15 protein-coding genes are annotated in these 14,414 nt (G+C 42.4%); 10 read left to right on the forward strand and 5 right to left on the reverse strand.

The features are described 5' to 3' along the window. On the forward strand, positions 1-270 hold a 270-nt coding region (locus tag F8R90_RS33880; RefSeq protein ID WP_196510769.1), incomplete at its 5' end, for a transposase. On the opposite strand, the gene F8R90_RS20205 is transcribed toward F8R90_RS33880, so the two are convergent. Then, positions 255-794 (reverse strand): hypothetical protein, encoded by a 540-nt coding sequence (locus tag F8R90_RS20205; protein ID WP_196512218.1) that lies wholly within the window; start codon positions 792-794, stop codon positions 255-257. The genes F8R90_RS33880 and F8R90_RS20205 overlap by 16 nt on opposite strands. A 234-nt stretch (positions 795-1,028) precedes the next feature. On the opposite strand from F8R90_RS20205, the gene dacB reads away from it, so the two are divergent. Continuing rightward, complete coding sequence (dacB, locus tag F8R90_RS20210; protein ID WP_196512169.1) at positions 1,029-2,498, forward strand: D-alanyl-D-alanine carboxypeptidase/D-alanyl-D-alanine endopeptidase; 1,470 nt, start codon at positions 1,029-1,031, stop codon at positions 2,496-2,498. A 16-nt stretch (positions 2,499-2,514) separates the two neighbouring features. Here the strand turns inward: dacB and F8R90_RS20215 are convergent, their stop codons facing one another. Next, positions 2,515-3,018: a GNAT family N-acetyltransferase gene (locus F8R90_RS20215; RefSeq protein WP_196512170.1), complete on the reverse strand. Its 504-nt coding sequence runs from the start codon at positions 3,016-3,018 to the stop codon at positions 2,515-2,517. Positions 3,019-3,235: 217 nt separating this feature from the next. Between F8R90_RS20215 and F8R90_RS20220 the strand changes: the two genes are divergently transcribed. The 5 genes from F8R90_RS20220 (at position 3,236) to F8R90_RS20240 (ending at position 9,169) form a co-directional block, all read left to right on the forward strand. Then, entirely contained in the window at positions 3,236-4,282 is a 1,047-nt protein-coding gene (locus tag F8R90_RS20220; RefSeq protein ID WP_190893938.1) for a zinc-dependent dehydrogenase, read from the forward strand. 84 nt (positions 4,283-4,366) lie between these two features. Next, positions 4,367-5,659, forward strand: coding sequence for an inorganic phosphate transporter (locus F8R90_RS20225; RefSeq protein ID WP_196512171.1), 1,293 nt, complete (start codon positions 4,367-4,369; stop codon positions 5,657-5,659). 623 nt (positions 5,660-6,282) lie between these two features. Next, on the forward strand, positions 6,283-8,610 hold the full coding sequence (locus F8R90_RS20230; RefSeq protein ID WP_196512172.1) for an EamA family transporter: 2,328 nt from the start codon (positions 6,283-6,285) through the stop codon (positions 8,608-8,610). Then, positions 8,611-8,763 carry a hypothetical protein gene (locus F8R90_RS20235; RefSeq protein WP_190893830.1) on the forward strand — a complete coding sequence of 51 codons (153 nt, stop codon included), beginning with the start codon at positions 8,611-8,613 and terminating at the stop codon, positions 8,761-8,763. It begins immediately after the preceding gene. A 214-nt stretch (positions 8,764-8,977) separates the two neighbouring features. Beyond that, entirely contained in the window at positions 8,978-9,169 is a 192-nt protein-coding gene (locus F8R90_RS20240; RefSeq protein ID WP_196512173.1) for a hypothetical protein, read from the forward strand. A 1,010-nt stretch (positions 9,170-10,179) separates the two neighbouring features. Here the strand turns inward: F8R90_RS20240 and F8R90_RS20245 are convergent. Beyond that, complete coding sequence (locus F8R90_RS20245; protein WP_196512174.1) at positions 10,180-10,356, reverse strand: hypothetical protein; 177 nt, start codon at positions 10,354-10,356, stop codon at positions 10,180-10,182. 77 nt (positions 10,357-10,433) lie between these two features. On the opposite strand from F8R90_RS20245, the gene hetR reads away from it, so the two are divergent. Beyond that, positions 10,434-11,333, forward strand: coding sequence for a heterocyst differentiation master regulator HetR (hetR, locus tag F8R90_RS20250; RefSeq protein WP_069071266.1), 900 nt, complete (start codon positions 10,434-10,436; stop codon positions 11,331-11,333). A 304-nt stretch (positions 11,334-11,637) separates the two neighbouring features. Here hetR and F8R90_RS20255 read toward each other — a convergent pair whose 3' ends face one another. After that, the gene (locus F8R90_RS20255; protein ID WP_230966523.1) at positions 11,638-12,264 is read right to left on the reverse strand and encodes a hypothetical protein; all 627 of its coding nucleotides are present in this window, start codon (positions 12,262-12,264) and stop codon (positions 11,638-11,640) included. A 271-nt stretch (positions 12,265-12,535) separates the two neighbouring features. Here F8R90_RS20255 and F8R90_RS20260 point away from each other — a divergent pair, with 271 nt between their 5' ends. Further along, complete coding sequence (locus F8R90_RS20260; protein ID WP_196512176.1) at positions 12,536-12,709, forward strand: hypothetical protein; 174 nt, start codon at positions 12,536-12,538, stop codon at positions 12,707-12,709. A 23-nt stretch (positions 12,710-12,732) separates the two neighbouring features. After that, positions 12,733-13,341, forward strand: coding sequence for a 30S ribosomal protein S4 (rpsD, locus tag F8R90_RS20265; protein WP_012408407.1), 609 nt, complete (start codon positions 12,733-12,735; stop codon positions 13,339-13,341). 73 nt (positions 13,342-13,414) lie between these two features. Here the strand turns inward: rpsD and moaA are convergent, their stop codons facing one another. Next, the gene (gene moaA / locus F8R90_RS20270; RefSeq protein ID WP_196512177.1) at positions 13,415-14,401 is read right to left on the reverse strand and encodes a GTP 3',8-cyclase MoaA; all 987 of its coding nucleotides are present in this window, start codon (positions 14,399-14,401) and stop codon (positions 13,415-13,417) included. Positions 14,402-14,414 lie beyond the last annotated feature (13 nt).

Here is a 14,414-nt window from a genome sequence, read left to right on the forward strand (position 1 = left end):
GTGGTGGTGATGGATAATTTATCCGCACATAAACTAGATTCAATTGTGCCAATGATTGAAGCTGTAGGTGCGAAAGTTATCTGTTTATCCTCATATTCCCCCGATTTTAATCCAATTGAACTATGGTGGTCACAACTTAAATCTTTTTTACGCAGTTTCGCTCCAACTACAACAGAAATGATTGATAAGCTAATCTCAGTTGCACTCGAATTAATAAATCCTCAACATTTAAGAAACTGGTTTGCTAGTTGCTGCTACTGTACCTCATAACAGCCGTAGATGCTGTAAGCATCTGCGGAGGCTTGTGGACGTACTTGAAACAAAGAAACGCTTCCTGTTGAGCGATTAAGAGCAACTCCTTTGTAGGTTACGCTAGTGTCAGGATTGCGGGCTGTTGTACTAGCAACCGATATAATATCGCCACCAACAACTCCGTCTGTGGCAAGGCGACGAATACGCATTTGCAGATTTACCACATCACGGTTTCCAGTTTCTGGATCTTTAATTCGCTTTGCTGAAAGTAACTCAACTTCTGCCTTTTTGCCAAAAGCAGGCTGCACAAATTGACCAGGACTAATTGCTGATGTTGTAGCACTAGTTGGGGATGGTAATACTGTTGCTTGTGGAGAAGTTGTAGCTGTAGGACTTGGGACTTGAGTGGGAATGGTGTTACTGACTGTATTAGTAGCATTTAGTGTCTGCCGCAACGTGAAAACTTCATAAGCTACATAGCCGCTACATCCCAAAGCCAAAGTAGAGAGTAATACAGCTACACCAGATAAAAATGTACTCACACCGTTGCCTCGATTTCGTATTTCTGTATATGCAGGTTGACTTAGGTTTCTATTTCGTAGTCCCATAAATTATGTTTGTGCGTAGGCGGAGCCCGTCGTAGACATCGCCTATGTATGAAACATGTGAACATCTTCCCTATACTAGTTAAGTAACTTTACTGAGCAATTACTTCTCTCTCCGGAAAGAAGTCTTTGGCAAAGTCAAAATATCTATCTTTGGGATAAGGAAAATTGGTGAGACTTAAGACTTTAAATCAACCACTAGGTGTTTTGTTAATATTTTTGACTAGCCAGATAGGATTTAGTTCTATTGCGAAAGCACAAACCCCAGTTGCACCAACAACTACCACAAAATCAATTTGTTCTACCCAACTGGGAACAGCTATAGATGCTGTAATCAATCGCCCCTTATTCAGTCGGGTGCGCTGGGGAATTTTGGTACAACCCCTGTCAACCGGGCAAACTCTTTACAGTCGAGATGCTCAAAAATATTTTACTCCCGCGTCTAACCTCAAATTGCTGACAACAGCAGCAGCATTGCAGCAATTGGGTGCTAATTTTCGGATTCGCACCTCTGTTTATCAGAATGGCAATGGTGTTTTACGTGTTGTCGGTAGGGGAGATCCTAGTTTAAGTGATGCTGAACTGCAAAAATTGGCACAGCAGCTAAAACAGAAAGGTATTACTCAAATTCAGCGATTGATAGCTGATGATAGTTATATTCAAGGTGATATTGTTAACCCCACCTGGCAATGGGAAGATGTGCAGTCAGACTATGGCGCACCAGTTAACAGCTTTATTCTGAATCAAAATCTTTTTAGCTTAAAACTTGTACCGCAGGCTGTAGGTAAATCTTTACAAGTCGTATGGACTGATGCTGGCGAAGCGAGACAGTGGCGGACAATTAATCAGTCAGTAACCGTTGCCCAAAATCAACCAAGCTACGTCAACGTTACCCGCGAATTATCAGGAACAGTATTACGAATTCAAGGACAACTGACAACAAATTCTGAACCGACTTTAATAGATTTGCCTGTAGTTGACCCTAATTATTACTTCTTACGGCGCTTCCGTACTGCTTTGGCAACAGAAAAAATTTCCTTGGGACAAACATTAGTAGTAAATGGTGGTGTTAATCAAGAGGAAATAGCATTTGTAGAGTCGCCACCTTTAGCTGAATTATTAGCAGAGACAAATCTAAATAGTAATAATCTTTATTCTGAAGCACTGTTGAGAGCATTAGCTGTAGAAAAACCCAAAGTAAAAAATCAGACTAGTGCTGATGTAGGTTTGGAAGTTGTCAAAGCGAGTTTAACTCAATTGGGAGTTGATCCAGCAAATTATATTTTAGTGGATGGTTCGGGTTTATCGCGTCGTAACTTAGTGACACCAGAAGCTTTTGTACAAACTTTGCGGGGAATAGCAAGAACACCAACAGCATATCTGTATCGCGCATCTTTACCCGTGGCGGGTAAAAGTGGAACCTTGAAGGGTCGTTTTCAAAACACATCTGCTGAGGGCATGGTGCAAGCCAAAACAGGTACGTTAACGGGTGTAGTTTCTCTATCTGGATATATGAATACGCCTAAGTATGAGCCTTTAGTTTTTAGTATTATTGTGAATCAATCAGAACAACCTGCAACAGTTGTGCGGCAGGCAATTGATGAAATTGTTGTGTTGTTAACGCAGTTGCAGCGTTGTTAATATTATTGCCATCAAATTAAACAACAGGTTGACTAATTCGGAGTCCCATGATCACTAAATCCCGTTCAACGCTATCAATTTCGGCGACTTCAGGTAAATGTCCCCAATGTTGAAAACCAAATGTTTCAAAAAGCTTTAAACTGGGTTGATTGTGGGCAAAGATGAAGCAAACTAGGGTCTTTAAACCCAAACTACGACTTTCACTAATTGCTTGTGCTAATAGTTGTCGTCCCAAACCACACCGATGAAAACTAGGGGCTATGTAAATACTAATTTCGGCAGTCTTACTATAGGCGGGCCGCCCATAAAAGGATTGGAAACTAAGCCATCCAGCAATTACTCCCTCTACTTCGATTACCCAAAGTGGCCGTTGTGAAGGCGATCGCCCCTTAAACCAAGGAAGGCGACTTTCCACAGATACTGGCTCTAAATCAGCAGTTGCCATGCGGCTAGGAATTGCAGCATTATAAATTGCCACAATTGCAGGCAAGTCAGTTTCAATCGCATGGCGAATAGTCATTGCTACCGTCTTGGAAAAAATCTTGAGAAAATATTCAAAAATAATACAGCGTTACGGAAGCTGTAATCCTATCTCACCAGAATAGTTTTAGCTCCCCTTCGCACCGCTTGGATAGGATTTGCAGTTCCTCCGGTTCCTCCATCGACAGCTAAAATCTGATAACTTAACGTTGACTGCTAATGTTACATCTAGTATCGTTGAGCGGGGAAAAACCAACGTGAAAGCACAGGTATTTAGAGGCGTCAATCAGTTGTCTTACGAAGATATCCCAGTTCCAACCCTAGAACCAGATGAAGTGCTGGTACAGGTGCGGGTTGTGGGGTTGTGTCAGTCAGATATTAAAAAAATTCGTTATCCGCTGTATGAACCACCGCGCATTTTTGGACATGAAACTGCCGGTACGATCGCAGCATTAGGCAATGATGTCAGAGGTTGGCAAGTTGGACAACGGGTAGCGGTAATGCACCACATCCCCTGTATGCGTTGCGCCTACTGCCTAAATGATAATTTCTCCATGTGTGATGTCTACAAAAACATCTCCACAACCGCAGGCTTTAATGCCAGTGGTGGCGGTTTTGCCGATTATGTCAAAGTTCCCGGACATATTGTCCAAAACGGCGGACTCATTCCCATCCCTGATAATATCAGTTTTGAAGAAGCGAGTTTTGTAGAACCGACTAACTGCTGCTTGAAAGCTGTGAAAAAAGCTCAAATTGCTCCAGGGCAAACTGTCTTAGTTACTGGTGCTGGGCCAATTGGGTTAATGTTTATCATGTTGGTGAAGTATTTTGGAGCAAAAGCGATCGCTACCGATTTACTACCCTCTAGAATTGAAAAAGCCTTGAGTGTTGGTGCAGAAGCAGCTTTTGATGCTCGTGATCCCGATTTACCAGCAAAAATTCATGCCCTAACTGGTGGACTGGGTGTTGATGTTACCCTGCTGGCTGTTCCTAGTGAGAAAGCCTTCTTTCAAGCACTTGACTGTACCCGCAAAGGTGGCAAAATCTTGTTTTTCGCCGAATTCCCTGATGAAGTAGAAATTCCCATCAACCCTAATATCCTCTACCGTCGGGAAATTGACTTAATCGGCAGTTATAGCTCATCTTATCGGCTTCAGAATCTATCAGCTGATATTGTATTTAATCAGCGAATTGACGTGCAAGCATTGATTAGCGATCGCTATCCATTAAAAGATTTATCAGCAGCTGTCGAAGTTGCGATCGCACCCACACCGGATACTTATAAAATCCTAATTTATCCGTAAAATAACGTAGATATAGGGACGCAGAGAGATTATTCTTTGCGTCCTCGTCTCTTCTTCCCTTATCTCCCCATTAGCCCAAACAAAATGCTTATTACTCTAGTTGCAGTCGCCTTACTAGCTTTTTACGTCGCCTGGAATCTCGGAGCAAACGATGTTGCTAACGCGATGGGAACCTCTGTAGGTTCTAAAGCTGTTACCCTCAAACAAGCGATAATAATTGCTGGGGTATTAGAGTTTACGGGTGCTGTATTGTTTGGACATGAGGTAACGGAAACTCTCGCAACGAAAATTACCAATCCCCTTTTATTCGCAGCTACACCCCAAGTATTAGTTGCTGGGATGGTAACTGTATTAATTTCCTGTGGTGTGTGGTTGCAAATTGCCACATCACGCGGTTTACCAGTATCCTCTTCTCATGCGGTTGTTGGTGCGATCGCTGGATTTAGTTGGGTAGCTTTGGGAGTAGGTGCAATTGATTGGTCATCAATTGGCTTGATTACCATTGGCTGGGTTTTAACGCCATTAATTAGTGGTGCGATCGCTGCTTTATTCTATAGTCAAATCAAGCACTGGATTTTGGATCAACCCAATCAAATAGTGCAGTTACAAGAATGGATTCCCTGGTTGAGTACTTCGCTGCTAGGTGTATTCGGCGTGATTGTATTACCATCACTAACTCAACCGCTAACCAATTTTGTAATTGAGCAAGTTGGTTTCAACATCCCTGCTTACGACATCCCACTGTTAACAGGTGCAGTAGCAGCAGTTGGACTCACAATCATTAGTTGGCGACAATTGGGAGATTTGGGGAAAACAGAAGAGTCTATTCAATCCCCAGTCCCCAATCCCCAGTCCCCAATCCCTAGTCCCGTAGAAAGATTATTCGCCAGATTCCAACTGCTAAGTGCTTGCTTTGTAGCCTTTGCTCATGGTTCTAATGATGTGGGAAATGCGATCGCTCCTTTAGCTGCGATCGTTTACATCAATCGCACTGGTAGCGTACCTACAGATGGTATCACCATCCCTATTTGGATTTTAATCCTTGGTGGTGCTGGTATTGTTGGTGGTTTAGCTGTCTGGGGTAAAAAAGTCATCGCCACTATTGGCGAAAACATTATTGCCTTGCAACCTAGTAGTGGATTTTGTGCCGAGCTTGCTACTGCTACCACCATTCTCATCGCTTCCCGGCTAGGTTTGCCAGTCTCCACCTCCCACGCTCTTGTCGGCGGTGTAGTTGGTATTGGACTAGTGCAAAATCTTAAGTCGATTAAGTTCAAAACACTACAAGGAATTGCTGCCGCATGGCTAATTACAATCCCCGTGAGTGCTGTTCTTAGCGCTGCCATCTTTAGCATCGCCCGGATCTTATTTCTCTAAGAATTATTAATATTTTCCTAACTTTTTTATCTACTACATCTACTAAAAGTAGAACATAGACTGCAAAAATGCCAAAAAAGCGTGTTTTTGCAGAATTGCTGCTCATTCATTAGAATGTTGTGCAGGGGATAGCGTAACTTTGAATTTCCACAGAAAGATACTTTAATCTCCATTTAGAGATATAAACTGTCACACAAGTTACATTCCACACAAGTTTACAGCTAGTTTGGCAAGTCAGAAAATTTTGTGGCGATGTCTGGGCACAAGTCACCTTGCACCTACGCACATGCATCTGCAAGTCTTTGATAATTACTATTGGCAGCAAAACAATAAATATTTATTTGGAGTGAGATTTTTTGAAAAATAAAAATTTCATTGACAAATAGTTGATCTAAATTAAACTGACCAAATACTTGTCAATGCTGGAGAGAACACGGTGTAGTAACCAGTGGGACAAATTTGATGCTTTGCCAAGTTGTGTTCAGTATGACAGAATTACGTTGAAATGCGGAAGTGCTGTTAAAATTTTCAATTTATCTGACAAAATACAGGAAATTCGTATGAGCGCCAATAAAGTGTACGGGAAGCAGCTTTATCGTCAAAGTGTTAGAGGTTAGAAGCTAATGGGGCGATTCGAGAAGCAACCAGAAAACCCGAGAGTCAGAGGCGAGCTATCCAGAGCAGCAGAAAATGCTCTTTGGGCTGTAGTTGAAGACTTAGAAAATCTTCAGCAGAATGTCCTCAGAGCATTACAAGAAGACGTAAAGCGGCTTCAGTCAGAAAAAAATCGGTTATCTGATGACATTCAAAGCTTGCTAGAGGAAAAAGAGCATTTACAACAAGTGCGCCAAATTACCGAGCAGCAAGTGTTAATTCGTCAACTGGCAGAAGTTCTGGCAAAGCATATATCTTCACAACTGCAATCCTCTTTGGCAACTTTAGCTAACCAAACTATAGAGGGTAAATCTTACGAACAAGCTGCGCTGAAGTCCGCTGAAGTGAGCAGCAATGTAGTAGGTGAAATCAATGAAAAAGTCGAACACATGTTTGACAGCCTGGATGACACCGTTACTGTAACCTTTAACTCGCTGCAACAAGAGCTGAAGAACTATCAAAGCAATCTTTCCCAACAGTTGTCACGGATGTATAGCCAGCAGCAGCAAGGGGAAACGATTTTGGCGGAGTTTGTTAATCGCCTGCATGGAGAACTAGAAAAAACTATAGAAGAAACTTCACGCAAGCCAGCAACAGCAGGTACACCTACTGTTTTGCAATTTACCGAGCCAGAAAAAGACAGTTCTTTTGAGACATCCTCGCCACAGCTTGGCGAAGTAGTAAAAAATTCTCCTGAGCCAATTTCCCCGATCCCTAATAAATTTTCACCAAGGGAAACGACATCAGAACCGACTGTTGTCAGAGAAAACGCCGCGAACCCAATTCCTATTTCTAGCAAGGACTTGTCGCCAAGGGAAACAATATCAGAGCCGCCCGTTGTCAGAGAAAACACCGCGAACCCAATTTCTATTTCCAGCAAGGACTTGTCGCCAAGGGAAACAATATCAGAGCCGCCCGTTGTTAGAGAAAACACCGCGAACCCAATTTCTATTTCCAGCAAGGACTTGTCCCAAAGGGAAACGACATCAGAGCCACTGTCTGCTGTAGTTCCGCCACCAAAGGACAATGCCACCGAACCAATTTCTGTCCTCAATAAGGACTTGCCGAAAAACGAAACGACATCAGAGCCTCCTACTGTATCTGTACCACAGCCAGAAGCAACACAACCTTTACGAAGGAGAAACGCTGCTGAACCAATTTCTGTTATCCGCAGGAACGTGCCGCAGAGCAAAGCTAAATCCTCACCGATTACTGCGCTAGAACCGCAGCCGGGAGAAAAACCTCCGCGATCGCGTGATTCCTCCGGTTTATCGCAGATCCAAATTGGTTTATTGTTGATTGTCTTATCGGCAGTGGTATCGTCGCTTTACAACGTAGCTATCAAGGTGATTTTCCACGAAGGTTCTCAGATTTTTGGAGTATTGGAAGTAGAGCGCTTGCTGCCGCCAACTTTGGGCAATACTCTATTAATTTTGACGCTCAGGTTTATGGTAGTTGTACCACTGATGGTACTGTTGTCTCCTATATTGCATCCAACCCTGTGGCAAGACTTGGAAAACTTGGCTAACTCAGTTCGAGGAAATCCCACATCTGCTAATGCAGCAACTAAGCGGATTTTAATGTTGTCAGTTGTTAGTGGGTGCTTTTTGTTTTTGTCTCAGGTGCTCATATATATTGCGATCGCTCAAGTCACAACAGGAATGGCGATCGCACTATTCTTTGTCTATCCGATGGTTAGTGGTCTATTATCGTGGTTTCTGTTTCGCGATCGCCCTGGCATATTCCGCATCGGTGCGATCGCCGCGATTTGCTGCGGTGAATTGTTGGTTTTAGGGGGTTCTCCCAACACAGGTATGGGTAATACTTCAATGGGAAGCATCGCCGCCATTCTTTCGGGTGTGGCTTTTGCTGCCTACATAATTCTGACGCGGGTCTGTGCTAGCAAAATGCATCCTGTAACTTTTACTTTAATTAACTTCGCTACCATGCTGCTGTTGAGCTTTATCTGCTTGATGTTACCTTTACCAAGTAGCTGGAACTTGCTAATTGACCCCTCAAAGATGCTGGAACTGGTTTTAAGTGCGTTTATTTTGGGTGTGCTGACTCTTGCTGGCTATTTGCTGAACAATGTTGGTATTGGTAAACTAGGTGCCTCGCGATCGGCGATTATCGGTGGTAGTATCCCAGTTTTAACTGTGATTTTCGCTGGGGTAATCATTCAAGAAAATTTGGATATTGTGCAAATTCTGGGAGTGTTGTTAGTCAGCTTTGGTGCGGCTGCTTTCAGCTTTGAAACAATGCGAAATCAGGTTAAACCCTCTAGTCCCACGAATTAAATGACGAGTTCAATCAGTTTAGGTGTGATGGGAGCTAAAGTAGCTCTAATTACTCTCAGCATCAATCCTGACGCGAATACGCCTAGTTGTAACTTCTCTAATTCATCTGTGACAAACAAGATCCCCGGCTTCTTCGAGAAGTCGGGGATCTAAGTTTTCACGAATTGGGACTGCTGTATGGGTGGAGATAACACTGAATAGATGAGTAAGCAGTAATCAAAATAACTTGACTTGTAATATATTTTTGGGGATTTAGCCTGATACAGGTAGGGAAAACACGTATATATAAGCAGTATGAGTAGTACTGACTCAAGCAATTGAGCACGAGTACTTGCTCAAAGTGGATATGGGCAAGGAGTTAAGACCATTGAGGCATATTTTGGAACTAGGAGATGAAGAAGTAGGAGAAATGTTTAGAGTAACTCGTTTTTTAAGCGTGGGAGACTATGGTAGCTACATGAATAATGGAGCGATCGCCTCTGAAACAGGTAGTAACTTTATTCTACTAAAACCTCTGTATGTAACGAGGAATTTTCAATTCCTCGTTACATGCTCTTGAGTTTGGTGAGATAGTATCTTTAATCTATTCCAGTCTGTACTAGTCAATTTGGTCTGCGATCGCCCAGACACCTAGAAAAAGAAGCTTGTATCATACGTTGCTGCGGTTTTTCATCCTTTTATAGCAACAAACTATTTATGTAATTCAAGTTACTCAAATATATAAAACAGTGAGGTAAAAACATACTTTAAAATAGTCAATAGATTAGTTGAATCATGAAAATTTAAAATTCTTTCATGAAAAAAATATAATTTTATTGGAAAAAAATCTCTAAATAATCATTTTATTAAAACCAATATGTTTTATTATATGTATGGCTATTAACCAATTTTTCGGCTATTAGTATGCTCAACAAAGCCTCATGGTTAAGCGATTAAGTCTGAAATAATCGCAGGTTTCTGTGTCAACTCATCAACACAAAAGGATAAATAAGACTTGGATTTAGGAGCCAATATAAAAATATCATCAAATCTTGATTTAAGAAGAATATAAAATATTTAAATATGCATCATCCTTACAGTTAAAAATACATAAAATCGTTTCAAATTAAAAAAATAATGATATGATAAGGAACGATATTTGAAAAAAACAACAGGGATTTTGAAATTGGAATTAATTGCTCTACTTGATGTCTATTATCCTCCCTCAAGCCAACGGCTTATACTGCCGAGACATCACTGGAGGTTGTGAACGAGATGATAGTTCACAACGAGCCATGTGGCTCAACCTCTGAATGTGGCTACACCTGGTAAGCGATTTCTTTTTAGACTACTCCCAATGAACTCTAGCCACCTGTGTACTACAAATAATTCACCAAAGCTGAATAAAAACCATATTTTTCGAGTAACAGATATCCCAGATGAACTGCGCAAACTAGTTTTTACTCCGAGTTGGCATAGTGCCACAATTAGGTGTAAACAGCTTGATGTTGTTGCTCTTGAAAGATTAGAAAAACCCCAGAGAACTTAAAGGCTTTGTAGATTACTTGCAACACAGTTGACTTTTGGGATCTAAACCGCCGTCAAGCTGAACTTGGTGATGTATGTAATTTTCCGGTTAGATGCAGGGACAGTTATAGTAATAACGACTAAATCTGCCTTTTTACCAGAAAATATGCGAAAATAGTAGTTTGGACTACCACGGATCTCATAGTTATCGCATACTAATATAGTCTGAAGTGAAGACATCGCCTTCAGCCAGGTGTATACTACCTATTTTCACTCGATTAACAACTGTGTAAACGTGCTATTCAATTGTCTGTAATATGAGTAACGACATAGATCTGATCAAACGTCTTGACCCCAGTGCGATGGATCAGATCATGCTTTATCTGGCTTTCAGTGCCATGCGGACGAGTGGGCACAGGCATGGGGCATTTTTAGATGCAGCCGCAACGGCAGCAAAATGTGCAATTTACATGACCTATCTGGAGCAGGGGCAAAACCTGCGAATGACAGGGCATTTGCACCACCTGGAGCCAAAACGGGTAAAAATTATTGTAGAAGAAGTCAGACAGGCGCTAACAGAAGGCAAACTGTTAAAAATGTTGGGTTCTCAAGAACCTCGCTATTTGATTCAATTGCCTTATGTCTGGCTAGAAAAGTATCCTTGGCAACCGGGGCGATCGCGCGTTCCTGGTAGCAGTCTGACAAGTGAAGAAAAAAGACAAATTGAGCAGAAACTGCCAAGTAATCTACCTGATGCCCAGTTAGTTAGCTCTTTTGAGTTTCTGGATTTGATTGAGTTTTTGCACAGGCGATCGCAAGAAGACTTGCCACCCGAACACCAAATGCCTTTGAGTGAAGCTTTGGGTGAGCATATCAAGCGCCGTCTGCTCTACTCAGGAACGGTAACACGCATTGATTCTCCTTGGGGAATGCCCTTCTACGCTCTTACCCGTCCTTTTTATGCCCCAGCAGACGATCAAGAACGCACTTACATCATGGTAGAAGATACCGCTCGGTATTTCCGCATGATGAAAAATTGGGCAGAACGGCGACGAAATGCCATGCGGTTGCTGGAAGAACTTGATATCCTCCCAGAAAAAATGGAGCAGGCTATGGAAGAATTGGATGAAGTTATCCGGGCCTGGGCAGATAAATATCACCAAGACGGTGGTATTGCAGTGGTTTTACAGACAGCTTTTGGCGAAAGAGAAGACTAGTAGCGCTACGCAAAATTCAAAAAGCTTACTTTATAAGCTTTTTACTGATTTTGTTCCTTACTTAAAAGTAGGGGTATGGTTAATTTATTTACATTGTAATACTGTACTACTAGTACAAAAGTCACAAAACTGCTTGTGACTTTTGTATTGTGAGTATTTAGTTTGCATAATTTGCAAGCAGAGGGAAATTATAGCGGGTTTTATATAAATAAATATTGTTGCGTTGCTCCAATCATAGTGAGGTGGGCATTACAATGCCCACCCTACTAATTAACCTGTATTTTCAGTCAATTAGCACTGTAATTTAATTAGTGCCGGGTTGCGTTGGAACAAGCGGTTGTGTTGGAACTGGGGTAGACTCGAAACTTGGATTTGAACCCGCAGGTATTATCGTTGGCGGTGTAGACGAAGATGAAGCACCGATAACACTATCATCAGCACTGATACAAGTATCTAGTGCTTGAGTAGCGGGAAAGTCGATTTGACTACGCAAGCCAACCACACACTGCCCAAAGCGCACAGGTAACAAACTACGTCCACAGTAATCTAAAACTGCCGGATTAGCTTCTTCTTTAGTACTTAAGCTAACACCAACTACACAGGTAGCTAACTCTTCAGGACGCCGAGCTTTCCCACAAGAAGAAAGCGCATCTGTAGCAGCAATTTGGGTTTCCTTGTCAATTTTAACCACGCAAGCAGCCAAATCCCTGGGACGCAGTGCTGCTGCACAACCTTCTGATGCCGCTTCTGCCGTTACACCCACGCTCAGTAGGCGACCCGCACAGACACTATAATCATTGTTAACAGCGATCGCTGTATTGGGTAAGATCGTTGTCAACCATCCAGCTATAGCCAAAACTGGTATTGTTAAATTCCTGGAGGTGGAACTGCTTTGTCTGTTCTTCCCTCTGTTAACCACTTTTTTGCTCATTGACATTGCCATTCTCCAAACACCCAAAGTTATGCTAACTTAAATATTTAAAAAATCCTCTGTAATTAAAGAATTTCAGCGGTAGCAAGGTATAGACATAATTAATTATGTTGGAAATTGTGTTAATATAACTGTTTGAAAGATAAGTAGGCAACGTAAAAAGTATTTCAAAGTTAAGAATACTACGTAAACCAATCTGATGATTGAGTAGCCTACGAAACTAAATAAACACAAAAAAGTTATTGGCAGAAGTACGGCGTGACAGGTCGGAATGCAGGCTTGGCAGCTAGTGTGTCGGCTCTACCGACTTAAAGCAACTGGCGCAAAAGTTGATGCCTCTACTTTGGTAGGATACGTCATACCAAGGCAAGCAGCCTCAAAAACCAAGAATCCTCTGATTTTTAATCAAGGGAATGTCAAAATTGAATGTTTGGGTAAAGTTTAAACAGGATTAGATTAAGGAAACTCATGTCCCGATACAGAGGGCCACGCCTCAGAATTGTACGCCGCTTGGGCGATTTACCAGGATTGACTCGTAAAAGCGCCAGACGCGCTTATCCGCCTGGTCAGCATGGTCAGAACCGTAAGAAGCGCTCTGAGTATGCCATCCGTTTAGAGGAAAAGCAAAAGCTCCGCTTCAACTACGGTTTGACAGAAAAACAATTGCTGCGTTATGTGCGGAAAGCCAGACGTGTTACTGGTTCTACCGGACAAGTGCTGCTGCAATTGCTAGAAATGCGCTTGGATAATACCGTTTTCCGCTTGGGTATAGCCCCGACTATCCCAGCTGCTCGTCAACTGGTAAATCACGGTCACGTAACTGTTAACGGTCGTGTGGTTAATATTGCCAGCTACCAATGCCGTCCTGGTGAAGTAATTGCAGTCAGGGATCGGGCACAATCACGTAAGTTGGTGGAAGCTAACTTGCAATATCCCGGTTTGGCCAACCTCCCCAGTCATTTGGAGTTTGACAAAAATAAGTTGGTTGGTAAAGTCAACAGCGTTATTGAGCGGGAATGGGTGGCATTACAAGTTAATGAACTACTTGTGGTGGAATACTACTCACGACAAGCGTAAGCAGTTAGGAGTTATGAGTTATGAGTTTAAAGACAATAATTCCTAACTCCTCACTTTTAACTCCTAACTATTTTCATCCACCAATTTGCGACATGGTGCGAGTGTATGTACCTAAAATGCCAGAATCGCGCCCTTTAAAGTTAATTTCTGGCTTGATTCCGAGTAAATGCCTCACCTGCTCTTGTAATTGAGCGGTACTAGTACCAGAACGCAGAGCAGTTTTTAAATCTATTTGACCAGTTTCATTTAATAAACAGGGACGCAGCCAGCCATCAGCACTAAGGCGCATCCGGTTACAACGATCGCAAAAACATTCCGACATTTGACTAATAAATCCCAGTGTACCCTTCGCACCGGGGATTTTAAAGACATCAGCAGGGCCAAAACCACGAACTTGTGATTCTGTCAACCCCCAGCGATCGCGGATTTGTTGCCGTAAATCGGCTGAAGATATCCAACCGCGATCGCCAAACAAATTTACATTACCAATAGGCATAAATTCAATAAATCTAACGTGCCACTCTTTCTCAATTGTCAGGGCGGCTAAATCTAGAACTTCGTGGTCATTGACCCCAGGAATCACCACCACATTCAGCTTCAGGGGGTCGAATCCGACTTGATGGGCAGCTTGAATCCCATGCCAAACTTGTTGCCAACGAGAACGCCCCTTATTACTAATAATTTGATCAAAAGTGTCGGGATCAAGAGAGTCCAGACTAATATTAATTCGTCGTAGACCAGCATTGTAGAGGTTTTGTGCCATCGGAGCCAGCAAAAACCCGTTGGTGGTCATTGAGAGGTCTTGAGTTTGGGGAAAAGAAGCGATCGCCCTTACCAAATCTACCACCCGCGGCCGCAACAAGGGTTCACCCCCAGTCAAACGAAACCGATTAAAGCCTACTGGAATAAATACCTCTTCAATTAAGGTGAGTAGCTCCTCATCACTCAACAGCTGTTGCTTGAGAATATAGTCCAGTTCTACTCCCTCTGGCATACAGTATTGACAACGAAAATTGCAGCGATCGATTAAGCTAATCCTGAGGTAGTCTACCTGGTTCATCGTTTTATTTTTA

It is taken from the genome of Nostoc sp. NZL, assembly GCF_015714705.1.
GTDB lineage: Bacteria > Cyanobacteriota > Cyanobacteriia > Cyanobacteriales > Nostocaceae > Nostoc > Nostoc foliaceum_A.